Source organism: Pseudomonas sp. KH_046_1, from assembly GCF_057839025.1.
On sequence record NZ_CM174481.1, the window covers coordinates 4118119 to 4142007 of the forward strand.

A 23889-nucleotide genomic window follows, 5' to 3' on the forward strand; every position below is an offset into this window, starting at 1 on the left:
TGTTTCCTTTGTGGAACTGTTTTTGTTGTCAGGGACGGAATTTAAAAGGTCTTGGTTGCGCTGGCTACAACTGTCGCCGAACAGAGGTCGTCATAGCCGTACCAACTGCTGCACTCGCTTTTCGACAGGTCGGTGTCGACGTAGCTCAGCCCCCAGGTGACGCCGACGAAGTCGCGGGTCAACTTGGCTTCCCACTCGTAGTAAGACTCACGGCTATCGCCATTGGCGGACCAGAACGCGGGGTCATTCACATCGTTGCGCCCAAAGCGCAGGTCCAGGCCGACTTCGGCCGGCAAATCGATTTTGTAGCCCAGGTAGGTGTAAAGGGTGTCCTGGTCCTCGCCGAAAAAGTTCGGCGTGTCCTTGGAGTAAAAAGCACCCAGCTTCACGCCGTACAGGTCGAGGACGGCGTACGCCTCGCTGAGGTTGAATTCGGAGTTTTTCGGGTAGTCGTACTTGATGTAGCCCAGGTCCAGACTGATGGCGTCCGTGGCCTGCCAGTAGTAACCGGCGTAGTACTCACGTTCCTGGCGGGTGTCGAAGCCGCCGCCGAAATCCACGTTGGAGGTCCAGGCGCCGATGTACAGGCCGCTGCTGTGCAGCAACGTTGCGCCGCCCTGCACTGCCGGATCGCCCAGGGTCTGCGAGATGCCCCGGGTGCGGTAGTCGCTGACGACGCCCAGGGTCATCTCCAGGCTGAAATCATCGTTGAGTGTCAGGGCCTGGCTGGTCAGGGGGATCAATGCCAGTGTCGCGAGGGTCAATGCTGAAAGTGCGTTCATACAGTTCTCTTGTTGTTATGGCGTACGGGGAATTTCAGGCATGGCGATGCCAGGCCCCTCGCGCTACGAGGGGCTGGCCGTTTGTTGCGGGTGCTGGGTGTACGCAGGTCAGGACGCGGGAGCGTAGACCTGCTTGCCGGCGAAGAAGGTGTTGAGGACTTTGGTTTCGAACAGGTCGTCATCGCTGACCTTGAACACGTCGCGGTCGAGGATGATCAGGTCGGCCTGCTTGCCCGGTGCCAGCGAACCGATCTGCTGATCCAGGCGCAGGGTTTTCGCCGCGTTGATGGTGTAGGCGTAGAACATGGTCTGGCGGTCGATGCTTTCCTTGGCATTGAGTACGCCCAACGGACCTTTGCGCGTGCTGGCCTGGGCAATGGCGTTGAACGGGTTGGCGCTCGACACCGGCCAGTCGCTGCCACCGGCAATCGTCGCGCCGGCGTTATGCAGGGACCGCGCGGGATACTGGTAACCGTAGGCAAAGGCGCTGATGTAAGGCTTGACCAGTTCGACGGTGTAAGACTCGCCGGTGGCCCACAGCAGTTGCATCGAGGCGATCACGCCCAGTTCCTTGAAGCGTGGAAACTCCTTGGGATTGACCAGTTGCAGGTGCGCGACGCTGTGGGGTACGGGCGTCGGGCTGAGCTTGCGCGCATACGCCACGCCATTGAGCGCTTCACGCACCGCGCGGTCGCCGACGGCGTGCATGTGCACGATCCAGCCGCGTTTCTCCGCCGCCACCACCAGTTCGCCAAAGTGCGCCGGGTCGGTCAGCAGTTGACCGTCCTTGTGGCTGTTCTTGTACGGCACGACGACCGCCGCCGTTTGTCCCGGGAACTCGAGAATACCGTCGACAAATATCTTCACGCCGGGGAACGTCAGGTTAGGCACGCCCTCGAACTGCTTCATCACCGTGGCGATCACTTCCAGGTCGGCAGGTTTGCTCTTCGGATTGGTGACCATCAACGCAGCGACGTGGGCACTGAGTTCGCCGCTCTGCGCCAGCTCCTTGTACAGCGGCAGCACGCCGACACTTTCCGCGGTGGCATGGAAATCGAACAGCGAATCTTCACTGCCGCCGTTCGCCGCCGCGTCCATCCAGGCGGTGACGCCGAATTGATTGTTGATCTTCACCGCCTCGCGAGCGGCCTTGAGCATGGCCTCCGGGCTCGGCGCCGGAATACCGTTGCGCACCACGTCCCAGCGGGATTCGGCAAAGTAGCCGTTAGGGGTGAAGTCCGCTTCATGGCCGACGAAGCTGCGCTCTTTCTCCGGCAGGCTCTTGACCAGTGCCGCGTCGATGTTCAGCCGCTTGAGCATCGCGTTGTTGGCCCAACCGGTGTGCCCGTCGATGCCGCTGAAGACGATGGGCTGATCGGCCCAGCGTCCCTGGTTGAACACCTTGCCGAGCTCACGGCTCTTCTCCCAGTAGGCCGAACTGACCCCGGCCACGCTGATCACATCGCCGGACCGGGCACGCCCGGCCTTGTCTTCTTCGATCAACCATTGCTCCAGTTCCGGCAAGGGTTTGACCTCGTCCAGCAGGTTGGCCTTCATGCTGTCGAAAGCACCCGAGACCGGGTGGCTGTGGGTGTCGATCATGCCCGGCATCAACACTTTACCCGCCAGGTCGATGCGCTGGGTCTTGGCATCGGCCAGGGCATTGATTTCGGCATCGCTGCCCACTTTCAGAATCTTGCCGTCTTGCACCGCAACAGCCTGCACCAGTGCCTGACCGGGTTCGGCGGTAAAGACTTTGCCGTTGAACAACACCAGGTCAGCGGCGGCCATGGCCTGCACCGACGATAGGGCCAGCGCGGCGGCCAACAGGTTTGGAATCAATCGCATCGGAACGCTCTCTAGTTTTTATGGGGCGGATCGGGAAGTAACCGCTTGGGAAACCACGTGCGGCGCAAGCCCCAGGAACGGCGCCTTGGCCCACACGACCTTGCCGCCGACCAGCGTCAGCAGCACGTCATTGCGGCCCAGTTCCTCCTCGGGCACCTGCATGAAGTTCTTGTCGAGCACGATCAGGTCAGCGAACTTGCCGACTTCGACCGACCCCAGCACCGCGTCCAGCTTCAACTGCTCGGCGGAACTAAGGGTGATGCTGCGCAGCGCTTCGGCTCGCGACAGCGCCGGATCGGCATTGAGTCGCCCGGCATACTTCGGCCCATAGCTGTGCGGATTGGTCGGGTCGCCGGCACGGGTGACGCCGACTTTCAACGCCAGGAATTCATCCAGCGGATCGACCGGCCAATCACTGCCAAACGCCACGCGGCCGCCGGCATGGGCGATGCTGCCTGAGGGTTCCATGCGCTCGAATCGCTCGGCGCCAAGGTGATCACTGGTGCCGTCGACCGTGGACGGTGCCTGCTGCGCCCACTGGAACGACATGGTGGCCGTGACGTCCAGAGCCTTGAAACGCGAATAGTCGGCAGGGTCGACAGACTCGGCGTGCGCGATGGCCGGGCGGAAGTCTTGACCGGGCAGTTGCTTGCGCACATAGGCGACGCTGTCCAGTGCATCGCGCACCGCACGCTCGCCGGTGGCGTGCAGGTGCGGATCGAAACCGGCCTTCACCGCTTGCAGCAACAACGGATTGAGCACTTGCGGTGGGAAGTACAGTTCGCCCAGGTTCTTGCCCGGCGTCCACTTCGGCGCCTTGTCGGTGCCGCTGTTGTGCAGGTACGGGGTCAACATGGCGCCGGTGTCCGCCGGGGCATTAATGATGCCGTCCATGAACAGTTTGACGTGGCGCATGTTCACGCCCGGCGCGACATGCACTTCGCCCTGGTCGTAGGTGCTGGCCAAGACCTTGGCCTCGGCGATGGTTTTTACCGGGTCGGCGGCAGCGGCGGCCGGGTCCAGCTTGATCGCCAGCAAGGCCCGGGCGGTCAGTTCGCCGGACTTTTGCAGGCTGGTGAAGGCTTTGCCGTTTTCCGGGCCGGACAGCGCATCCATGAAACTGGTGATGCCTTGCTGGCGCATGGCGTCGAGGGCTGCGCGAACCTGATTGAGTTTTTCCGCGTCGGTGGCAGGCGGCACCACGGCGGCCAACGATTCGGCGGCGCCGTCTTCACAGATGCCGTTCGGGTTGCCGGCGCTGTCGCGTCGGTATTTGCCGTCTTCGGGGTCGGCGGTGTTCTTGTTGATGCCGGCCAGTTCCAGGCCGCGAGAGTTGGTCAGCACGGTGTGGAAGTCGGTGGAGCGCACCTGGATCGGACGCTTGGTCTTGAGCACGTCCAGGGTCGATTTGTCGGCGTCGCCGTCGAGCCCGGTCATGCCCATGCGGTCCCAGCTGCCGACTTCCAGCCACACGTCCGGGCCCTTGTCCTTGTCGGCATCGAGGCAGGCCTGGATGCTCGTCTGAAACTGCGCGCGGGTCATGGTCTGGTATTTCAGGTCGCACAAGGTCATGGCGCGACCGCCATCCCCCGGGTGCATGTGCGCATCGACGAAGCCCGGCATCAGCATGCGTCCGGCCAGGTCGATCAGTTGTGTTTGCTTGCCGATGTAGGCGTCGACCCCGGCATCGCTGCCGACATAGACGATCTTGCCGCCCGAAATGGCAATGGCCTGTTGCACGGAATTCTGGCCATCGACGGTGTAGACGTAGCCATTGCGCATGACCGTGTCAGCGGGTGTCGCCGCCAACGCCATGCCGGAAAATGCCGTCGTCGCCGCGACGGCGACAAAAAGCCTGGAAAGTCTCAAATGCCTCACCCCTGTTCTTATTGTTTTGAAGCGGTCCGAGGCGACTGCGCCAGCCCCTGATAGACAGGGCCTACCCTATAGGGCGCAGCGTTCGAATGGACCTCTGCAAATGAGGAGGGGTAAGGCAAATAATTGAAACGGCTGGGATTAATCCCGGCGCACGGACTCCGCCAGCGCACCCGGCGAACGCAGGGCCGAACCCAGCTCCACCTTGCTTTTCACACCCAACTGCAAGTAGCAATTGCGCAGGTAGGTGCGTACGGTCGCGGGGCTCAAGGCGAGCATTTTGGCGATTTCCTTGTAGGAGTGGCCGGCGGCGAACAGCATCGCTGCCGTGCGTTCCCGTGGCGCCAGGCCGTCCCCGCCCGACGGAGCTTCCAGGGACAGGATGACGTGTCCGGCGTTGGGGCTCAGGGTCAGGGCGCAGCGGCCCAGGCGGATCACGCAGGGCGCCTTCGACAGTTGCGCGATCACCTCGCCCGGCAGCATTGAACCGCTCCAGCCGGGTAATTCCCGTTGAATGGCAGTGCACAACCTGGCGCCCACATACAACAGGCTGCCGTCCATGCGCGCGACGCCAAAATCACTCGCGCCGTTTTCGCTGTCGAAGCGAATCATGTCCTGCACCTGGAACCGCCACAGCTGGAACAGGTGATCGCAGAATGCCGAAAACAGCTCGGCTTCGTTCTCCTCGAACGCCTGTTCATCCTGGCCACGGTAGAGACAGACGAAAAACATCAAGCCGCTTTCGGGCAGCTCATAGGTGATGCTCATCAAGTGGTAGAGATCGTAGCGCCGGGCGAAATCGTTGACCGCCTCGCACGGGTCGTTGAAACCGTTGTCGCGCACCACCTCACCGGGACGATTGAGCGTGGCGTGGGAGAACTGATCGTTTGCCGCCACCGGATGCCATTCGGCGGCAAAGGATTCGGGGAGATTGATGCTGCCGTGCATCCAGCTCTGAGGGGGAACATCAGGACCTGGGGTCGACATCTCGCCCCACCAGGCAGACGCGAAGGGCACCAGTTGACCGAATGCCTGCAGGCCATCGGCGATGAATCGCGACGCCCCGCTTTCCCGCGCCAACCGGCCAAGGTGCAGTACGCAATGATTGAACGCCTTGAGCGTGACCATCGTCGCGTCACCGTCGACTTTATTTCCCTCCCCCATCATTGCGATCCCGTTCACTGCATGGCTTTTCGTTTCGACGATGCCATGGCCCGTGATGGGCGTCCAGCACGCAATGACATCATCGGTTACAAAGTGCTGTGCAGCCCATACAGCTGCGGCCTGCGGTCCTGATGCAGGTCGTTGCGCGCACTGATGCGCTTGTTGCGCGCCTCGGCGAGGTTCAGAGTCGCCAGCAGGATTTGCTCGCCGCCCTGCTCCGCCGGCCCGGCCAACGGGTAGCCGTCGGCGTCGACGATGACCGAACCCTGGACCCAGCCGACCCCGCGTTCATGGCCATAGCGATCACAGGCGGCGATGAACATGCGGTTGACCGAGGCATTGGCCTGCACCCGCAGCACTTCGGCCGGGCGCTCGGTTTGCGGCCGCGGACCGTCAGGCCAGTTGACCGGCGCACACAGCAGATCGGCCCCGGCCAGCGCCGGAAGACGCACCCACTCGGGGAATTCCAGGTCGTAGCAAATCAGCATGCCCAGCCGCCCATGCAGCGTTTCGACCACCGGCGGTGGCGCATCGCCGGCCGTGAAAATGTCCTTCTCGGCATCCCACAGATGCGCCTTGCGGTACACCGCGCGCAGGCCATTGGCGTCGATCATCGCCGCGCTGTTGGCCAGTTCGTCACCGGGCAGGCGCTCGCAGAATCCGCCGACGATCACCAGGTTCAGCTCACGGGCCAGGGCCTGCCAAAGCTGCAATATCGGGCCATCAGTGGTTTCCGCCAGCGACAGCGCCTCAAAGCGGTCGGCAAACAGATAGCCGCTCTGCACCAACTCTGGCAGCACCACCACTTGCGCACCCTGTAAGGCTGCCTGGCGAATCGCCCGTTCGGTGAGCGTGCGGTTGTGGGCCAGGTCGCCTATTTTCGGTGCCAGTTGGCAGCAGGCGACCACGGTATTTTTTACGCTGTTCAACGCCCTGCCTCCGCAGATGAATGGGTCATGGCGACGATGTCGCTCTCGCTCAGAGCGTCGATCACCCGGCGTTCGGCGGCCAGATCAATCGATCGGCTGAGCAGGTAGTAGGTCAGCCCCGACACCACCAGGCCCACCAGCCAGGCGATGTCCACGCCTTCCAGCACTCGCGCCAGCGGGCCGACGAAGACCTCTTTGCCGGCGGCGGCATCGTAGATGTAGAAGAACGGCACCATCGCGGCGAAGCCGATCAGGTACGAGACGATGCCGCGAAATTGCCAGGCGCCGTAGATGCCCTTCGGCGTGAAGAAATGCGGGATCGCGTAGCGGCCCTTGCGCACGAAGAAGTAGTCCACCAGGTTGACGGCGGTCCACGGCACGAGGAAGTACAGCAACAGCACCAGGAAGGTGTTCAACAGCGCGATGCCGTCACCTTTGATCGACAGCACGCAGGTCAACACAATGACGCTGATCACACTGATCGACAGCACACGGGCGCGGGGTGTTGGGGTGATTTTCCTGATCGAGTCGACGCCGGTCAGCAGCGTCAGCATGGCGCTGTAGGTGTTGAGCGCGATGATCGGCAGGAAGCCCGCCACCGAGACGATCACCAGCAGATTGCCCAGCCCCGGCACCATCGAGGAGCCGACCTGGTTCAACGCCACCAGCGCATCCGCTGCTTTGAGCTCCTGGGCCAGCCAGGCGCCGAGGCCGATCATCCAGCTGCCGGACAACGAGGCGCCGATGAACACCGCCGCGATCAGTTTCGCCCGGCTGGTGTTTTTCGGCAGGTAACGGGAATAGTCAGACACGTAGGGTGCATAGGAAATGTTGTAGCTGGCACCGATGGCGAACAGCGTGGCGAAGGCCACCCAGTTGAAGCCCAGGTCGGTCGCCGGCGTGACGCCTTCCTGGCCCGCGCCGAACATCAGGGCGATGGTCACCAGTGCGTACAGCGGCAAGGTCGCCAGCAAGGCCCACTTGAAGGCCTTGTGCATCAGGTCGTGGCCGTAGATCGACAACAGCGCGCCGATCAGCACCACGGCCACGGCGACGATAGTCGGGTCGATGCCGAACACATGCTCAAGGCCGTTCATGATCAGCGAGATGTTCACCACGTTGAAACCGACGAACACAAACATCGTCGCCATCAACGCCAGGATCACCCCGCGATAGCCGAACTGGGCGCGGGACTGGATCATCTGCGGCAGGCCCATTTCCGGGCCCTGGGAGCCGTGGAACGCCATGAAGATAGTGCCGAACATGATGCCCAGGGCACCGGCGAGCATGGTCCACAGCGCGGACAAGCCGAGGCTCGGGCCGACAAAGCCGATGGAGATGGTAAAGAAGTGGAAATTGCCCAGGAACCAGAATGGACCCTGGCTGCTGAGTTTGGCGTGACGTTCGTTTTCCGGGATGTAGTCGATGGAGTGGCCTTCGATGGCCAACCCGCCGCTCGCCTCGGCGGCGTGCGCAGACACTGGGGAACCTGACATACGATTGTTCCTATGCTGTTGTTTGTTGTTTTTGTGGGTACAGCGCTCGCTACGACGTCCAGTTCAGGTGAAACTCCATAAAAAGCTGACGATGACGCTGGTTTCACGGCAATGTAGGGCGTGAGTCCGGGCAGTAAAATATCGCAGGCACACTGTTCACATAGATCGGTATCTATGTAAGCGAGAATCGGGAGCCCCCATGCTGGGAACTGTAACGGAGCTGGATCTGCGCCTGATCCGGGTATTTCTGACCGTCGTCGAAGCGGGCGGCATCTCGGCGGCGCAAACCGCCCTCAACACCACGCAACCCACGATCAGCGCGCAGCTGGCGACGCTGGAAGCCAGGGTCGGTTTCCGTCTGTGCGAACGCGGGCGCGGCGGGTTTTCGGTAACGCCCAAAGGCACTCAGTTCATCGACGCGGCCCGACGCTTGCTGGCGGCGGCCGAAGGTTTCCGGGTCGAGGTGCAGCACATCAACCGAAAAGTCTCGGGCAGCATCAACATCGGCCTGCTGGGGCAAATCGACCCGGTAGCGAACAGGAAAATCGGCCAGGCCATTGCCCGTTTGCGGGCGCGGCACGAGGGGCTGTATTTCCATTTCACTGAACTGTCGTCGTCGCTGCTGGAAGAAAAAATCATCAACGGCCATATCGACCTGGCCATCGGTTACTTCTGGCATCGTTTGCCCAGCATCGATTATTTCCCGCTGTTCCCGGAAACCCAGATTGCCTATTGCGCGCCCTCGCATCCGCTGTTCGGCCAGGTCGGCGCACTGACTCGCGAAGATGTCAGCGGGTTCGACTGGGTCTGGCCGAGCCATCCGCTGCCGGAAATGCCGGCCCCCACGTCCATTGAGCGCCTGACCGTGCTCACCGACAGCATGGACGGCGCGGCCTTGCTGATCCTGTCCGGCCAGCACTTGGGATTTCTGCCGCAGCACTACGCGACCCGCCATGAACAGCTGGGGCAGTTACACCCGCTGAACCCGGACCTGTTGCGCTATGAGGTCAGCTTTCACGCGGCGGTGCGGCATTCGGCGCGGCAGCGGGATCTGGTGAGCGCGTTCCTGAATGAGCTGATCGAGATTTTCGGAGCGGTGTAAGTCCAGTGGGTGCGGTGGGTCAGTCAACGCCGATGCTGGCAGTAATGATGCCTTCGCGAGCAGGCTCGCTCCCACAGGGGTTAGTGGGTGTACGCAACATCTGCGAACAACCGGGATTACTGTGGGAGCGAGCCTGCTCGCGAAGGCGGTGGGTCAGTCAACATCAATGTTGAATGTGCTGGTGTCATCGCGGGCAAGCCCGCTCCTATGGGGGGATGTGGTGGTTTCAGAAGTGGATGTCCTTGGCCGGTATTACATCGATCCGCGCCACGGAACCGGTGAGGTGCGCCAGGTCCTTGTTGTGCTCGGCGATGATGTCTTCTGCGGTCAGGTTGCCGTTGTCGACGGTGGAATGGGCATCGCCCGCCAGCACCACGTCGTAGCCCAGTTTCAGCGCCTGGCGCACGGTGGCGTTGACGCAGTAATCGGTCTGCAGGCCGCAGATGACCAGGCTTTCGAAGTCCTCCTTCGGCAACAGTTTTTGCAGATTGGTCTGGTAGAACGAATCCCCGGTGGTCTTGCGCACGCGGTGGTCCTTGGGCGAGGTTTCCAGCCCTTCTGCCAGTTGCCAGCCGGCAGCCTCATGCGCCAGCGGGCTGCCCGCTTCTTCGTGCTGGATCAGCACCACGGGCACTCCCGCCTTGCGCGCCCGGGCAGACAGGTCATTGATGGTGTTGATGACCCGTCCAATCTCGTAGCACTCGTATTCACCGGAACACAAAGCCTGTTGGACGTCGATGATTAACAACGCAGTGGTCATGATTTCCTTCCTTGATTTGTCGATGGATCAGGGGACGAACATAAGCCCGTCCCCCTCCGGACACAACCCTCAATAACCCAGCGACAACCCGGTGTTACGCCGTGGGTCGTTCGCCCCGTAGAAACGGTTCTTGCCGACCGGCTTGCCACCCAGGGATGGCGCGCCGACCAGGATCGCCGCCAGGTGGTTGGCATCCTGTGGACCGGCGAACTTGTGGCCCCAGCTTTCGAGGATTTTCACCGTGTCCGGGCTGGTGGTGAAGGCTTCCAGGTTGGTTTCCTCCGGCAGCCACTGTTGGTGGAAACGCGGTGCATCCACCGCTTCCTGGATGTTCATGCCGTAGTCGATCACGTTGAGCATGGTCAGCAAGGTCGCGGTGATGATGCGGCTGCCGCCCGGCGTGCCGACCACCATCACCACTTTGCCATCCTTGGTGACAATGGTCGGGCTCATGGACGACAGCGGCGCCTTGCCGGGCGCGATGGCGTTGGCCTCGCCCTGCACCAGGCCGTACATGTTCGGTACGCCGATTTTCGAGGTGAAGTCGTCCATTTCATCGTTGAGGATGACCCCGGTCTTGCTCGCCATCACGCCGGCACCGAACCAGTCGTTGAGGGTGTAGGTCACCGACACCGCGTTGCCCCACTTGTCGACGATGGAGTAATGGGTGGTGTTGCTGCCTTCATGGGGCGCTACACCGGGCTTGAGTTCACTGGATATCGCGGCTTTTTGTGGCTTGATCGCTTCGCGCAGCTTGGTCGCGTAGTTTTTATCCAGCAGGTGGGCAATCGGGTTCTTCACGAAATCCGGGTCGCCCAGGTAGCTGTTGCGGTCCACGTAGGCGTGGCGCATCGCCTCGATCTGATAGTGCATGCCCTGGGCCGAGTGGTAGCCCAGGTCCTTCATCGGATAGCCTTCGAGGATGTTCATGATTTCGCAGATCACCACGCCGCCGGAGCTCGGTGGCGGTGCGGAAACCACGTGGTAGCCACGGTAGTCGCACTCGATGGGCGCCAGTTCACGGGTCTTGTATTTGTCGAGGTCGGCCTGGGTGATGATGCCCTTGTTGGCCTGACTGGAGGTGACGATGGCGTCGGCCACCCAGCCTTTATAAAAACCGTCGGCGCCTTTCTCGGAGATCTCCCGCAATGTCTTGCTCAGGTCCTTTTGCACCAGTTTCTGGCCGACCTGCATCGGCTCGCCTTTGCTCAGAAAGATTGCGCCGGAATCCTTGATGTCCTTCTTGAACATGTCAGTGGCGTAGTCCAGCAGATCGACGTCCCCCTGCTCCAGCATGAAACCGTCTTCGGCCAGCTTGATGGCCGGGGCGATGATTTCCTTGCGCGGTTTGGTGCCGTACTTGGACAGCGCCAGTTCCATGCCCGAAACGGTGCCCGGCACGCCCACGGCCAGGTGGCCACGGGTGCTCAAATCGGGAACGACGTTGCCCTCCTTGTCCAGGTACATGTTGGCGGTAGCGGCCAGCGGCGCTTTTTCACGGAAGTCGAGGAAGGTCTTGCGCCCGTCCGCCAGTTGAATGGTCATGAAACCACCGCCGCCGAGGTTGCCTGCCGCGGGGTACACCACCGCCAGCGCATAGCCGACCGCGACCGCCGCATCCACGGCGTTGCCGCCGTTCTTCAGCACATCCACGCCCACATGGCTGGCCAGGTGCTGGGCCGTGACCACCATGCCGTTTTCCCCGGTAGCCGGGGCCACGGAGGCGGCATGGGCGGTCAGGCAGCTGAGCGCCAACGAGGTCGCAATCAGCGATTTGGCAAAAGGTTCGTACTTCATGAGTCGGTCTCTTCTTGTCATTAAACGGGGAAACGTTTCAAAAGCCGTTGCCAAGTATGGTCGGGATTACGTATTGCGCCTCCCCGTCGAGGCAGTATCCTTAACGCCTGTTCAGCAATTTTGCGCGAGCCCTGGCATGACCTATACCTGCACCACCGTGGCCTCCCCCGTGGGCCAGTTGAAGCTGGTCGCGAACGGTTCACGACTGGCGGCCATCCTCTGGGAAAACGACAAACCCGGCCGGGTGCGCCTGGGACCGATGAGCGAAGCGCCGGACAACCCGATCCTGGTGCGCACGGCTGCGCAGTTGCGCGAATATTTTTCCGGCACCCGCGATCGCTTCGAACTGGATCTGGATTTTGCCGGCACGGAATTTCAGAAGAAGGTCTGGGCGACGCTGTTGACCATCCCGTTCGGCGAAACCCGCAGCTACAGCCAGATCGCCGAACAGATCGGTAACCCGACGGCGGTCAGGGCGGTGGGTGCGGCGAATGGCAAGAACCCGATTTCGATCGTGGCGCCGTGTCACCGGGTGATTGGCGCGTCGGGGAAGTTGACCGGGTTCGCCGGTGGGCTTGAGGCGAAGGAGAAGTTGCTCACCCTTGAAGGCGGGCAATGGCCCGGCACCGCGCGTCTGCCAGGCTTTTAACCCTGTAGGAGATTGCGTTTAATTGAAGAGGTTTTTCATCGCCGCATACTGCAACAGCATGATGGTCTTGGCGTCGCAGATTTCGCCGCGATAAAACGCTTCGAGCGCGTCCTCGAACGCCCACTCCAGCACTTCCAGCTCTTCGGTTTCCGCCTCCAGCCCGCCACCGTCGCTGACTTTCGACTTCGCATCATATTCGGCAATGAAGAAGTGCAATTTTTCCGTCACCGAACCGGGGCTCATGTACGCCTCGAACACCTTCTGCACATGGTGCACGCGATACCCCGTCTCTTCCTCCGCTTCATCGCGGATCCGGTCTTCAGGCGCTGCGCCTTCGAGCAGCCCCGCAGCCACTTCGATCAACAGCCCATCGTGACCGTTGACGAACACCGGCAGGCGAAACTGCCGGGTCAGTACCACGGTCCTCTTTTCGCGGTTGTACAAGAGAATCGCCGCGCCATTGCCACGGTCGTAGACTTCCCGCGTCTGGCGTTGCCACTCGCCGTTGTTGCGGCGGTAATCGAAGGTGATTTTCTTGAGCAGGTACCAGTCGTGGGACAACACCTGAGACTCTAGGATGTTGACCCGCTCGGCTGTGTTCGACATGACAACGCGTCCTGTTATTGGTCTGAGGGTCCATATATTAAGTGAAAACGGACAGCCTTTGCCCCCTCAGGCAAGTTGCGCGTTGGCGACGGTTCAACTTTTCCGGGGATGGAACAATCGCTGCAACCGGGATAGGCTGCGGCTTCAATGCCATATGGATATAGCCATGAACCTGCGTATCGAACTGTCGCATAACCCCACGGATGAACAACGCCAGGCCATCCTCAAACCGCTGCGCGCCTACAACGGCTCGAAGGCTGAAGGTAACGTGCCTGAGCACATCGCCTTGCTGGTGCGCGACGACAACGACGAGATCCTCGGCGGCCTGCATGGCCGATTGTTTTACCAGTGGCTGTACATCGACTTGCTGGTGGTGCCGGAGCAGGCGCGGGGACAGGGCCTTGGTTCGAAATTGATGCAGATGGCCGAAGACCTGGCGCGGGAGCGGAAATGTGTCGGGCTGTGGCTCGACACCTTTGAATTCCAGGCACCTGAGTTCTACAGGAAATGCGGCTACAGCGAGATCGGGCACATTGCCGATTACCCGCCGGGGCACAAGCACTTCTTCTTCCAGAAGCGCCTGAATTACTGACCAGCACACAAACCAATGTGGGAGCGGGCTTGCTCGCGAAAGCGTCAGGTCAGTCAACATCAATACTGACTGAACAGCCGTCTTCGCGAGCAAGCCCGCTCCCACAGGGGACTTGCGTTAGCCATCAGATCACAGACAAGTCGCCAACGCCGCCAACCGGCGCTTGGCCACGAAATCGTCCTTCTGTGCGTAGTAGCTCAACACCGTGCCCGAGGCATCGGTGGTCACGTCGACGAAAGACTCCGCGGAACGGGTGTAAACCGTCGTACCGCCCTTCTCCCCCGGCTCCAAATACGCAGCGGCATCGACACCGAACACGGCCTCGTCCTGCCAGGAAAACTGCACGCACTGGGCGACGTCTTTTCCCGGTTTTTCCGAGTTCAGGGTCTTGTACGGGGCCTTGGTGCGGGCATCGTTCATCGCCGAGCCGGCGCATCCCGCCAGCAACGTCACGGCCAGCGCCGCCATCAGAATTCGCATTGCATTCACTCATCAGGAAAAAGCGGACTTTATCACCCCGGCAGCCCGTATCGTTCTGCTTTACTGCATTTATACCGCGACAGCGCGCAACGATTCGCGCACCCTGTCGCGCCAATAACGCCCCATCGCACCTCTGACTGGAAACCCGATGACACCTAATGCCGAGTTCTACAAACCGAGCACTGAATATGCCGACAAGCTGATCAGCCAGATCGGTCAGACGCCTTCCTGGATTGCCAAGCGAATCGGCGTCACCGACAAGCGGATTCGCTACATCCTCGACGGCGAAAGAACCGTCAAAGGCGAAACCACGCCGATCCAGATGACCTACACCGAACAGTTTGCCCTCGAATGCCTGGCGGCAGCGGCCAAGGCCGGCAAGAAGCAATCCTCGTAATCCGTTCTCAAGGAGCGACCATGGCGGCAACCGAACTGCAGCATGAGCAAGCACTGAAGCGGTTTCTCGATGCGCGCCCCGAGTTGCGCGAAGAACTCGACCACCTCAACCCGCTGCTGGCTCAGGCCAAGGGCGAAACGGCGGAACAGTATCGCGAGGAACGGTTGCACGAAGCGTTTGAAGCTGAAGCAGAACGCCAGCAGTTGTTCGCCTGGGAACTGACGTTGCAGTTAACCACCGCCACACCCCAGGAGTACGAAGCGCAGCGCCTGGAAGTGCACCGGGAAGTGGCGGAAATGGCCGGCATGGACTGGCTGGAATATTGCGAGTTGAATGGGATAAAACCCTAAGCACAGTTCAAGGATGCCGTCGCCGATGCTGCCTAATACCGCCAGGACCCACGCCAGCCCCGGTCACTTGCACACGCAGAAATGGCGCGGGCGCATCGGCCTGAGCCTGGTGGCCATGCTCTCGGTCCTCGCCGGCATGACCGACGCCATCGGTTTCATGGCCAGCGGTGACTTCGTCTCGTTCATGAGCGGCAATACCACGCGGATGGCGGTCGCCATCAGTGCTGGCGACCTTGGGTTGACCCTGCGCCTGGTGATCCTCGTCGCCACCTTCATCGTCGGCAACGCGCTGGGCATCATCGTTAGTCGACTAGGTGGCCGCCGGGCCCTGCCGCTAATGTTGTGCATCGCCACCCTGCTGTGCGCCGCCGCGGCCTGGCCTTATGACGAGCAGCTGCCAGCACTGCTGGCGGCGATCATCGCAATGGGCATGCTCAACGCTGCGGTGGAAGAAGTGAACGGCCTGCCGGTTGGCCTGACTTACGTCACCGGCGCCCTGTCGCGTTTCGGCCGCGGGCTGGGTCGCTGGATGCTCGGCGAGCGCCGTAGCGGCTGGCGCGTGCAACTGATCCCCTGGACCGGCATGTTCGCCGGCGCGGTACTCGGTGCCTTGCTGGAACACCACCTGGGACTCAAGGCGTTGTTTGCCAGTGGCCTGCTGGCTGCCGGACTCGCGGTGTTGTCGTTGAAGATCCCGCGGCGCTGGCAGTTAGGGTATATGCCGCGTTGAGCTTGGCGGTGCCTATGCGGGCCTCATCGCGAGCAAGCTCGCTCCCACAGGGGATCGGTGTCGAATACAAAATTGAAATCCACCACGAAACAATTGTGGGAGCGAGCTTGCTCGCGATGGGGCCAGCATAGACAACATCACTTTAGCCGCCCCGCCGATAAAGCTTTATCATGGCCGCAGTTTCGCTGATCGAGTGCACCATGAAGTTCGCCATCGCCGTATTTTCCGCCGCTCACGCGCCCTCCTCGCGCCGCGCCCTGCTGTTCGCCCAGGCCGCGCTAGCTGACGGGCACGAGATTGTCCGGCTGTTTTTCTACCAGGATGGCGTCTACAACGCGTCCGCCAGCGTGGTCACTCCCCAGGATGAACTGGACTTGCCCAAACAGTGGCGTGCCTTTGTCAGCGACCATCAACTCGATGGCGTGGTGTGCATCGCCGCTGCCCTGCGGCGTGGTGTGTTGAACGAGGAAGAAGCCAGACGCTATCAGCGCGAGGCGGTAGCCGTCGGTGCGCCGTGGGAATTGTCCGGCCTCGGCCAATTGCATGACGCTGCGCAGGATGCCGACCGTCTGATCTGTTTCGGAGGCGCATGACATGGCCAAATCCATATTAATCATCAGCCGCCAGTCGCCATGGTCCGGCCCAGGCGCGCGGGAAGCGCTGGATATCGTGCTGGCCGGGGGCGCCTTCGACCTGCCGATCGGCCTGTTGTTTCTCGATGACGGCGTGTTCCAGCTGGCCGCCGGTCTGAACGCCAAGGCCCTGCAACAGAAGGACCTGAGCGCCAACCTGCAAGCCCTGCCGATGTTCGGTGTCGAGGAACTGTTTGCCTGCGGCGACAGCATTACCCAGCGCGGCCTGGACCCGAGCGGCCTGTCGCTGGAAGAAGCCCAGGTGTTGGCCGCCCACGAAATCACCGCCCTCATTGACCGTTACGATCAGGTGATCACCCTCTGATGTCGACTTTGCATGTGTTGTCTCAATCCCCGTTCGGCGACGAACGCCTGACCAGTTGCCTGCGCGTGATCGGCGCCAACGATGGGTTGCTGTTGTCCGGAGATGCAGCCTATGCGTTGCAGCCAGGCACCGCGCCGTTCACGGCGCTCAGCGCACGCGGCCTGAAGCTGTTCGTCCTGGCTGAAGATGCCCAGGCCCGGGCGCTTGCGGTTCCAGACTGGGCCAAAGCCATCGATTACCCGGCCTTCGTCGAACTGTCGATTCACTACGACAAGGTCAACAGTTGGCTATGAATGCATTGACGGTCGGTGCCCGCGCCATCGAACTGGACAAGGACGGTTTCCTGGTCGAACTGAGTGACTGGTCTGCGGATGTGGCCAGTGCCCTGGCGGCTGCCGAAGACATCGAGTTGACGCCCGAACACTGGGAAGTCCTCGAACTGCTGCGCAGTTTCTACGCCGAATTCCAGCTGTCACCGGCCACCCGCCCGTTGATCAAGTACACCGCCCTGAAACTCGGCCCGGAAAAAGGCAACAGCCTGCACCTGAACCGACTGTTCAAAGGCACTCCCGCCAAACTCGCCGCGAAACTGGCGGGCCTGCCCAAACCGACGAATTGCTTATGACCGACTACCCAGCACTGACACTCGAAACGCCCGCCGAGCATCCGTTCGCCCAGTTCGTGCGGATCCTTGGCAAAGGCAAGCGCGGCGCCCGTGACCTGACCCGGGTCGAGGCCCGCGAGGCCATGGGCATGGTGTTCGATGAAAAAGTCGAGGAAACCCAACTCGGCGCATTCCTGATGCTGTTGCGGCACAAGGAAGAAAGCGCGGAAGAGATGGCGGGCTTCACCGAGGCCTTGCGTGAGCGTCTGAATCCTCCGACGCTGGCGGTGGATCTGGACTGGCCGACCTACGCCGGCAAGAAACGCCATCTGCCGTGGTATCTGTTGGCGGCCAAGTGCCTGGCGCAAAACGGCGTGCGGATTTTCATGCACGGCGGCGGCGCCCACACGGCCGGTCGCCTGTACAGCGAACAACTGCTGGGCGAACTGAACATCCCGCTGTGCCGCAACTGGCAACAGGTGGGTTCGGCGCTGGATAACGGCTGCCTGGCCTTCATGCCATTGATGGACTGGGCGCCACAGCTGCAACGCATGATCGACCTGCGCAATACCCTGGGTCTGCGCTCGCCGATCCACTCCCTGGCGCGGATTCTCAATCCGCTGGGCGCCCGTTGCGGCCTGCAGAGCATTTTCCACCCGGGTTATCAGGCGGTGCATCGCGATGCCAGCGGCCTGCTGGGTGACACCACCATCGTGATCAAGGGCGATGGCGGCGAGATCGAGATCAACCCGGACGCCGACAGCCACCTGTACGGCACCACCGGCGGCGAGAGCTGGGACGAGGAATGGCCGCAGTTGTCGGCGCAGCGTCACGTCAAACCAGCCTCGCTTGAGCCTGAACATTTGAAAGCGGTCTGGCGTGGCGATGTGGTCGACAGCTACCCGCAAATGGCCCTGATCTCGACCATGGCCCTGGCCCTGCGTGGCCTCGGACAGAGCCGCGATCAGGCCTTCGAAACCGCTGAAAAATACTGGGCTGCGCGGGACAAATCGATTTAACCGATCATTCGCGCCCGATCTTTGCGCTTTTTGTTCGAACTCATCGGAATAGACTCGACTCCATCGATTATGGGTTTCGGGAGTCTTGAACATGGGTTTGTTAGTGGATGGCCGCTGGCAGGACAAGTGGTACGAAAGCAGCAAGGACGGCGCGTTCCAACGTGAACAGGCGCAGCGTCGCAACTGGTTGACCGCTGACGGCAAGCCGGGACCGACCGGCGTCGGTGGTTTTGCGGCCGAGCCCGGGCGCTATCACCTGTACGTGTCCCTGGCCTGTCCGTGGGCCCATCGCACGCTGATCCTGCGCAAACTCAAAGGCCTCGAAAAGCTGATCGACGTCTCGGTGGTCAGCTGGTTGATGCTGGAAAACGGCTGGACCTTCGACCAGCACCTCGGCTCGACCGGCGACAAGCTCGATCACTTCGACTTCATGCACCAGCGCTACACCGCCGACACCGCCGACTACACCGGCCGCGTCACCGTACCGGTGCTGTGGGACAAACAACAGAATCGCATCGTCAACAATGAATCATCGGAAATCATCCGCATGCTCAATGGCGCCTTCGACGATCTGACCGGCAATGACCTGGACTTCTACCCGGCGCCGCTGCGCGGAGAGATCGATGCGTTGAACGAGCGGATTTATCCGGCGGTGAACAATGGCGTGTACCGCGCCGGGTTTGCCACCTCGCAACAGGCTTATGAACAAGCCTTCGATGAGGTGTTTGCCGAACTGGACCGCCTGGAACTGCTGCTGGGCGCCAACCGCTACCTGGCTGGCGAGTACCTGACCGAAGCGGACATCCGCCTGTTCACCACGCTGATTCGCTTCGATGCGGTGTACTACGGGCACTTCAAGTGCAACCTGCGGCGCATTGCCGATTATCCGAACCTGTCGAACTGGCTGCGGGAAATTTATCAGTGGCCGGGGATTGCGGAGACGGTGGATTTCACCCACATCAAGCATCACTACTACGCCAGCCACAAGACCATCAATCCAACCGGGATTGTGCCAAAAGGTCCAGAGCAGGATTTCACCGCGTCCCATGATCGGGAGCGGTTGAGTGGGAAAGGGATTTGGCGCAGGGCCTGAGATTTGCGTAGGTTTTGAAGGCCCCATCGCTGGCAAGCCAGCTCCCACAGTGATCTATGTGATGTTGAAGACTGCAGCTTCAACACAAAACCTGTGGGAGCTGGCTTGCCAGCGATGGGGACACCCGGTTTTCAGAGTTGCCCCTGAGCCCCTTCAAACCACGCCAGTTTCTCGCGCAGTTGCACCACTTCACCCACGATCACCAATGTCGGCGCATGCACTTCATGCTCCGCCACCAGCCGTGGCAGGTCCGCCAGGGTGCCGGTAAACACCCGCTGGTTGACCGTGGTGCCCTGCTGGATCAACGCTGCCGGGGTATCGGCACCGCGACCATGCTTGATCAACTGCTCGCAGATGATCGGCAAGCCCACCAGCCCCATGTAGAACACCAGGGTTTGCGCCGGGGCCACCAGGTCAGCCCAAGGCAAATCGCTTGAGCCGTCCTTGAGGTGCCCGGTGATGAAACGCACCGACTGCGCATAATCGCGGTGGGTCAGCGGAATCCCGGCATAGGCCGCGCAACCACTGGCCGCCGTAATCCCCGGCACGACCTGGAACGGGATGCCATGGGCCGCCAGTTCTTCGATCTCCTCACCACCACGACCGAAGATGAACGGATCACCGCCCTTCAACCGCACCACACGCTTGCCCTGTTTGGCCAAATCCACCAATTGCTGGTTGATCTGATCCTGCGGCACCGCGTGATCGGCTCGTCGCTTGCCGACGTAGACCCGCTCGGCGTCGCGACGGCACAGCTCGAGAATCGCCGGTGCCACCAAACGGTCGTACAGCACCACGTCGGCTTGCTGCATCAGACGCAATGCCTTGAACGTCAGCAGATCCGGGTCACCTGGCCCGGCGCCCACCAGATAGACCTCACCGGTCGCCACTGGCGCTTCGCCATCGATTTTCGCCTGGAGCAAGCGCTCGGCTTCACCGCCCTGCCCGGCCAGCTGGCGGTCGGCAATCGGGCCCTGGAAAACATCTTCCCAGAACGCCCGACGCTGCTGCACATCCGGAAACAGGCCTTTGACCTGATGGCGAAAACGCGCCGCCAGACCGGCCAGTTGACCGTAGGTGGAAGGAATCCAGGTTTCGATCTTGGCGCGGATCAAACGTGCCAACACTGGCGCATCGCCGCCGCTGGACACTGCAATGATCAACGGAGAACGGTCGACGATCGCCGGAAAGATCACGCTGCACAGGGCTGGCGCATCCACCACGTTGACCGGCACGCAACGCCGATGGGCATCGGCGGAGACTTGTGCGTTCAGCGTTTCGTCGTCGGTGGCGGCAATGATCAGCCCGCAACCGTCCAGATCCGCCTCGGCGTAGCCACGTAGCAGGCACTCGCCACCGCTGCCGGCAACCAGTTCGCGCAGTTGCGCTTCGATTTCAGGTGCAACCACCCGCAGCAGCGCACCGGCATCGGCCAGCAGGCGGGATTTGCGCAAGGCAATCTCCCCCCCGCCGACGACCAACACACGACTGCCGCGAAGGTTGTGAAACAGCGGCAGATAGTTCATTTAGCCAATAACCTCGAGGCCACCCATGTACGGCTTGAGGACTTCAGGTACGCGGATCGAACCGTCGGCCTGCTGATAGTTCTCGAGCACCGCCACCAGGGTACGACCGACTGCAAGACCGGAGCCGTTCAGGGTGTGTACCAGTTCCGGCTTGCCGGTTTCCGGGTTGCGGAAACGCGCCTGCATGCGGCGGGCCTGGAAGTCGCCGCAGTTGGAGCACGACGAGATTTCGCGGTACTTGTCCTGGCTCGGGATCCACACTTCCAGGTCGTAGGTCTTGACCGCGCTGAAGCCCATGTCGCCGGTGCACAGCGCCAAGGTGCGGTAAGGCAGTTCCAGCAGTTGCAGGACCTTCTCGGCGTTGGCGGTCAAGCCTTCCAGCGCTTCCATCGACTTCGATGGCTCGACGATCTGCACCATTTCAACCTTGTCGAACTGGTGCTGGCGGATCATGCCGCGGGTGTCGCGGCCCGATGCGCCGGCTTCACTGCGAAAGCACGGCGTGTGAGCGACGAACTTGATCGGCAGCAGTTTCGAATCGACGATTTCGCCGGCGACGATGTTGGTCAGCGACACTTCGGCGGTCGGGATCAGGTACAGATCGGCTTCGCCTTCGCGCGCGATCTTGAACAGGTCTTCTTCGAACTTCGGCAGCTGGCCGGTGCCTTGCAGCGCCGGGGCCTGGACCAGATAAGGCGTGTAGGCCTCTTCGTAGCCGTGCTCGGTGACGTGCAGGTTGATCATGAACTGCGCCAGGGCGCGATGCAGACGAGCGATCGGGCCGCGCAGGAGGGCGAAACGGGCGCCGGACAGCTTGGCGGCGGTTTCAAAGTCCAGCCAGCCGAATTTCTCGCCCAGGGCCACGTGGTCCTGAACCGGGAAATCGAAGGCCGTCGGGGTGCCCCAGCGGCGCACTTCGACGTTGCCGTCTTCGTCTTCGCCGACCGGTACCGATTCGTGCGGCAGGTTGGGGATACCCAGCAGGATCGAGTCCAGATCGGTCTGGATCGCGTCCAGTTCGACTTTACCGGCGCTCAATTCGCCCGCCATGCGCTCGACGTCCGCCATCAGCGGCGCGATGTCTTCGCCGCGCTGCTTGGCCTGACCGATGGATTTGGAGCGCGCATTACGTTCAGCCTGCAGTGCTTCGGTGCGGGTCTGGACGGTCTTGCGCTGTTCTTCCAGCGCTTCGATGCGCGCAACATCCAGGGTATAGCCACGGGATGCCAGGCGGTCCGCTACGTCCTGAAGGTTGCTACGTAACAGTTTGGAATCGAGCATGTCGGTTTCTCGTTTATCAAAGTTTGGTCAAGGACAGGCCGGCCCAGGTGGCAAGCAGCCCGCCGAATACGCTGAGCGCCGCATAGCCCAGGGCCAGCGGCACTTGCCCGCTTTCCAGCAGGCGCACCGTATCCAGTGAAAAGGATGAAAAAGTCGTCAGCCCCCCGAGGAAGCCGACGATCAACCCGGCACGCACCTCGATGGGCACCTCCGGGCGTATCAAAAACAGACCGTATAGAACGCCGATCAGCAAACAGCCCACGATATTAACGGCCAGCGTCGCGGTATAGAAGTGCCGCGGCCAATTCGCGTTGATCCAGTTGCCCGTGGCAAAGCGCAACAACGTACCGGCCATCCCGCCGACGGAAACCGCAACGATCAAGGGAAGCACTATTTTCTCCGCTGCCTTGGGCTTAAACGGTCGAGTTTTGCCAGGTGATTGAGTTTTTCGCCGATCTTCAATTCCAGGCCTCGGGGCACAGGCTGATAGAACGGGATCGGGTCGAGTTCTTCCGGGAAATAGTCTTCGCCAGCGGCATAAGCGTCCGGCTCATCATGGGCATAACGGTACTCATCGCCGTAGCCCAGTTGCTTCATAAGCTTGGTCGGCGCATTGCGCAGGTGCAGCGGCACTTCCAGCGAACCGTGCTCGGCGGCGGCGCGCAATGCGGTCTTGAAGCCCATGTACACCGCGTTGCTTTTCGGCGCGCAGGCCAGATAGGTAATGGCCTGGGCCACCGCCAGTTCGCCTTCGGGGCTGCCGAGGCGCTCCTGCACTTCCCAGGCCGCCAGGCACAGGCTGAGGGCGCGCGGGTCGGCATTGCCGATGTCTTCGCTGGCCATGCGCACCACGCGCCGGGCCAGATACAGGGGGTCGCAACCGCCGTCGATCATCCGTGCGAACCAATACAAGGCGCCGTCGGGGTTGGAGCCGCGCACCGATTTATGCAGCGCGGAAATCTGGTCGTAGAACGCTTCGCCGCCCTTGTCGAACCGCCGGCGGGTATCACCGAGCAGGCTTTGCAGGAGGTCGGTGCCGATTTCGCTGTTGTCTTCCGCCAGGTCCGAAGCGTTTTCCAGCAGATTGAGCAAACGCCGACCATCGCCATCGGCGGCCGACAGCAGCATCTGGAAGCCTTCGTCGCTGAGGGTCAGGTTGCGCTTGCCCAGACCGCGCTCTTCGGTCAGCGCGCGGTGCACCAGTTTGCGCAGGGCCGCTTCGTCGAGGCTTTTCAGCACATAGACCCGCGCCCGTGACAGCAAGGCGTTGTTGAGCTCGAACGAGGGATTTTCCGTGGTTGCGCCGATGAAAATCAGCGTGCCGTCCTCAACGTAGGGCAGGAACGCATCCTGCTGGGACTTGTTGAAGCGATGCACTTCGTCGACGAACAGGATGGTGCGGCGGCCGTACTGAGCGGCCTGCTGCTTAGCGATTTCCACCGACTGGCGGATCTCCTTGACCCCGGCCAGCACCGCCGAGACCGTTTCGAAGTGCGCATCCGAGACTTCCGCGAGCAATCTCGCCAGGGTGGTTTTGCCCACACCCGGCGGCCCCCAGAAAATCATCGAATGCAGGGCACCCTGCTCCAGCGCCTCGCGCAGGGGCTTGCCGCGAGCGAGCACGTGTTCCTGACCGACGTACTCGTCCAGATTGGCCGCACGCAGACGGGCGGCCAAGGGCTGGGCGATGGGGGTGCTGCGAAACAGATCCATGGTTACCTAAAAAACCTCACTGCCTATCAGCCAAATCATTAAACACCGCAAGCCCCTGTGGGAGCGAGCTTGCTCCGGGCGGCGTTCCGACGATAGCGTCAGGTCAGTCGACATTGCTGTTGAATGTTATGCCGCCATC

Annotated in this window: 26 protein-coding genes; 12 read left to right on the forward strand and 14 right to left on the reverse strand. The window is 61.6% G+C overall.

Translation table 11 applies throughout. From position 1 onward, the window contains the following. Positions 1 to 41: 41 nt before the first annotated feature. The 6 genes from AC3IT9_RS18970 to AC3IT9_RS18995 form a co-directional block, all read right to left on the reverse strand. Complete coding sequence (locus AC3IT9_RS18970) at positions 42 to 782, reverse strand: TorF family putative porin (protein ID WP_489270714.1); 741 nt, start codon at positions 780 to 782, stop codon at positions 42 to 44. 108 nt (positions 783 to 890) lie between these two features. Next, positions 891 to 2630, reverse strand: coding sequence for an amidohydrolase (locus AC3IT9_RS18975; protein ID WP_150725965.1), 1740 nt, complete (start codon positions 2628 to 2630; stop codon positions 891 to 893). 18 nt (positions 2631 to 2648) lie between these two features. After that, positions 2649 to 4445 carry an amidohydrolase gene (locus AC3IT9_RS18980; RefSeq protein WP_489273530.1) on the reverse strand — a complete coding sequence of 599 codons (1797 nt, stop codon included), beginning with the start codon at positions 4443 to 4445 and terminating at the stop codon, positions 2649 to 2651. A 201-nt stretch (positions 4446 to 4646) separates the two neighbouring features. Continuing rightward, complete coding sequence (locus AC3IT9_RS18985; protein ID WP_489270715.1) at positions 4647 to 5669, reverse strand: helix-turn-helix transcriptional regulator; 1023 nt, start codon at positions 5667 to 5669, stop codon at positions 4647 to 4649. An 86-nt stretch (positions 5670 to 5755) separates the two neighbouring features. Continuing rightward, a complete protein-coding gene (locus AC3IT9_RS18990) occupies positions 5756 to 6598 on the reverse strand; it encodes a nitrilase family protein (protein WP_489270716.1) in 843 nt (280 codons plus the stop codon). After that, a complete protein-coding gene (locus tag AC3IT9_RS18995; protein ID WP_151214432.1) occupies positions 6595 to 8094 on the reverse strand; it encodes a purine-cytosine permease family protein in 1500 nt (499 codons plus the stop codon). Before AC3IT9_RS18995 ends, AC3IT9_RS18990 begins: the two co-directional genes overlap by 4 nt. 199 nt (positions 8095 to 8293) lie before the next feature. Here AC3IT9_RS18995 and AC3IT9_RS19000 point away from each other — a divergent pair, with 199 nt between their 5' ends. Beyond that, entirely contained in the window at positions 8294 to 9196 is a 903-nt protein-coding gene (locus tag AC3IT9_RS19000; protein ID WP_150725961.1) for a LysR family transcriptional regulator, read from the forward strand. Positions 9197 to 9422: 226 nt separating this feature from the next. Here the strand turns inward: AC3IT9_RS19000 and AC3IT9_RS19005 are convergent, their stop codons facing one another. Together AC3IT9_RS19005 and ggt are read right to left on the reverse strand one after the other, a co-directional pair. Next, positions 9423 to 9956, reverse strand: coding sequence for a cysteine hydrolase family protein (locus AC3IT9_RS19005; RefSeq protein ID WP_489270717.1), 534 nt, complete (start codon positions 9954 to 9956; stop codon positions 9423 to 9425). A gap of 69 nt (positions 9957 to 10025) precedes the next feature. Continuing rightward, positions 10026 to 11753 (reverse strand): gamma-glutamyltransferase, encoded by a 1728-nt coding sequence (gene ggt / locus AC3IT9_RS19010; protein ID WP_489270718.1) that lies wholly within the window; start codon positions 11751 to 11753, stop codon positions 10026 to 10028. Between the two features lie 136 nt (positions 11754 to 11889). Between ggt and AC3IT9_RS19015 the strand changes: the two genes are divergently transcribed. Next, positions 11890 to 12402, forward strand: a complete 513-nt coding sequence (locus AC3IT9_RS19015) for a methylated-DNA--[protein]-cysteine S-methyltransferase (RefSeq protein ID WP_150758916.1) — start codon at positions 11890 to 11892, stop codon at positions 12400 to 12402. Between the two features lie 18 nt (positions 12403 to 12420). On the opposite strand, the gene AC3IT9_RS19020 is transcribed toward AC3IT9_RS19015, so the two are convergent. Further along, positions 12421 to 13008: an NUDIX domain-containing protein gene (locus AC3IT9_RS19020; RefSeq protein WP_150725957.1), complete on the reverse strand. Its 588-nt coding sequence runs from the start codon at positions 13006 to 13008 to the stop codon at positions 12421 to 12423. Between the two features lie 166 nt (positions 13009 to 13174). Here AC3IT9_RS19020 and AC3IT9_RS19025 point away from each other — a divergent pair, with 166 nt between their 5' ends. Next, positions 13175 to 13600, forward strand: a complete 426-nt coding sequence (locus AC3IT9_RS19025) for a GNAT family N-acetyltransferase (RefSeq protein WP_489270719.1) — start codon at positions 13175 to 13177, stop codon at positions 13598 to 13600. 129 nt (positions 13601 to 13729) lie between these two features. On the opposite strand, the gene AC3IT9_RS19030 is transcribed toward AC3IT9_RS19025, so the two are convergent. Beyond that, positions 13730 to 14080 carry a hypothetical protein gene (locus AC3IT9_RS19030; RefSeq protein WP_150758918.1) on the reverse strand — a complete coding sequence of 117 codons (351 nt, stop codon included), beginning with the start codon at positions 14078 to 14080 and terminating at the stop codon, positions 13730 to 13732. A 148-nt stretch (positions 14081 to 14228) separates the two neighbouring features. Between AC3IT9_RS19030 and AC3IT9_RS19035 the strand changes: the two genes are divergently transcribed. The 9 genes from AC3IT9_RS19035 (at position 14229) to AC3IT9_RS19075 (ending at position 19230) form a co-directional block, all read left to right on the forward strand. Then, positions 14229 to 14477, forward strand: a complete 249-nt coding sequence (locus AC3IT9_RS19035) for a hypothetical protein (RefSeq protein WP_008049352.1) — start codon at positions 14229 to 14231, stop codon at positions 14475 to 14477. A gap of 20 nt (positions 14478 to 14497) precedes the next feature. Next, complete coding sequence (locus tag AC3IT9_RS19040) at positions 14498 to 14827, forward strand: DUF6388 family protein (protein ID WP_150725954.1); 330 nt, start codon at positions 14498 to 14500, stop codon at positions 14825 to 14827. Positions 14828 to 14852: 25 nt separating this feature from the next. After that, the gene (locus AC3IT9_RS19045; RefSeq protein WP_489270720.1) at positions 14853 to 15557 is read left to right on the forward strand and encodes a YoaK family protein; all 705 of its coding nucleotides are present in this window, start codon (positions 14853 to 14855) and stop codon (positions 15555 to 15557) included. A gap of 200 nt (positions 15558 to 15757) precedes the next feature. Further along, positions 15758 to 16150 carry a sulfurtransferase complex subunit TusD gene (gene tusD / locus AC3IT9_RS19050; RefSeq protein WP_489273531.1) on the forward strand — a complete coding sequence of 131 codons (393 nt, stop codon included), beginning with the start codon at positions 15758 to 15760 and terminating at the stop codon, positions 16148 to 16150. Between the two features lies 1 nt (position 16151). After that, the gene (gene tusC / locus AC3IT9_RS19055; protein WP_489270721.1) at positions 16152 to 16514 is read left to right on the forward strand and encodes a sulfurtransferase complex subunit TusC; all 363 of its coding nucleotides are present in this window, start codon (positions 16152 to 16154) and stop codon (positions 16512 to 16514) included. Further along, on the forward strand, positions 16514 to 16807 hold the full coding sequence (gene tusB, locus AC3IT9_RS19060) for a sulfurtransferase complex subunit TusB (protein ID WP_489270722.1): 294 nt from the start codon (positions 16514 to 16516) through the stop codon (positions 16805 to 16807). Before tusC ends, tusB begins: the two co-directional genes overlap by 1 nt. Continuing rightward, complete coding sequence (locus tag AC3IT9_RS19065) at positions 16804 to 17139, forward strand: TusE/DsrC/DsvC family sulfur relay protein (RefSeq protein ID WP_046037873.1); 336 nt, start codon at positions 16804 to 16806, stop codon at positions 17137 to 17139. Before tusB ends, AC3IT9_RS19065 begins: the two co-directional genes overlap by 4 nt. Next, the gene (locus AC3IT9_RS19070) at positions 17136 to 18137 is read left to right on the forward strand and encodes a glycosyl transferase family protein (protein WP_489270723.1); all 1002 of its coding nucleotides are present in this window, start codon (positions 17136 to 17138) and stop codon (positions 18135 to 18137) included. The genes AC3IT9_RS19065 and AC3IT9_RS19070 overlap by 4 nt, the downstream gene beginning before the upstream one ends. A 91-nt stretch (positions 18138 to 18228) precedes the next feature. After that, positions 18229 to 19230, forward strand: a complete 1002-nt coding sequence (locus AC3IT9_RS19075) for a glutathione S-transferase family protein (RefSeq protein WP_489270725.1) — start codon at positions 18229 to 18231, stop codon at positions 19228 to 19230. A 131-nt stretch (positions 19231 to 19361) separates the two neighbouring features. On the opposite strand, the gene cysG is transcribed toward AC3IT9_RS19075, so the two are convergent. Genes cysG through AC3IT9_RS19095 form a run of 4 tightly spaced genes read right to left on the reverse strand, consistent with a single transcriptional unit; the run spans position 19362 to position 23750 of the window. Next, on the reverse strand, positions 19362 to 20756 hold the full coding sequence (gene cysG / locus AC3IT9_RS19080; protein WP_489270727.1) for a siroheme synthase CysG: 1395 nt from the start codon (positions 20754 to 20756) through the stop codon (positions 19362 to 19364). Then, on the reverse strand, positions 20757 to 22037 hold the full coding sequence (serS, locus tag AC3IT9_RS19085; protein ID WP_057714175.1) for a serine--tRNA ligase: 1281 nt from the start codon (positions 22035 to 22037) through the stop codon (positions 20757 to 20759). Between the two features lie 16 nt (positions 22038 to 22053). Next, positions 22054 to 22428, reverse strand: a complete 375-nt coding sequence (gene crcB, locus AC3IT9_RS19090; protein WP_056723806.1) for a fluoride efflux transporter CrcB — start codon at positions 22426 to 22428, stop codon at positions 22054 to 22056. Beyond that, positions 22428 to 23750 (reverse strand): replication-associated recombination protein A, encoded by a 1323-nt coding sequence (locus AC3IT9_RS19095; RefSeq protein ID WP_150755581.1) that lies wholly within the window; start codon positions 23748 to 23750, stop codon positions 22428 to 22430. The genes crcB and AC3IT9_RS19095 overlap by 1 nt, the downstream gene beginning before the upstream one ends. Positions 23751 to 23889 lie beyond the last annotated feature (139 nt).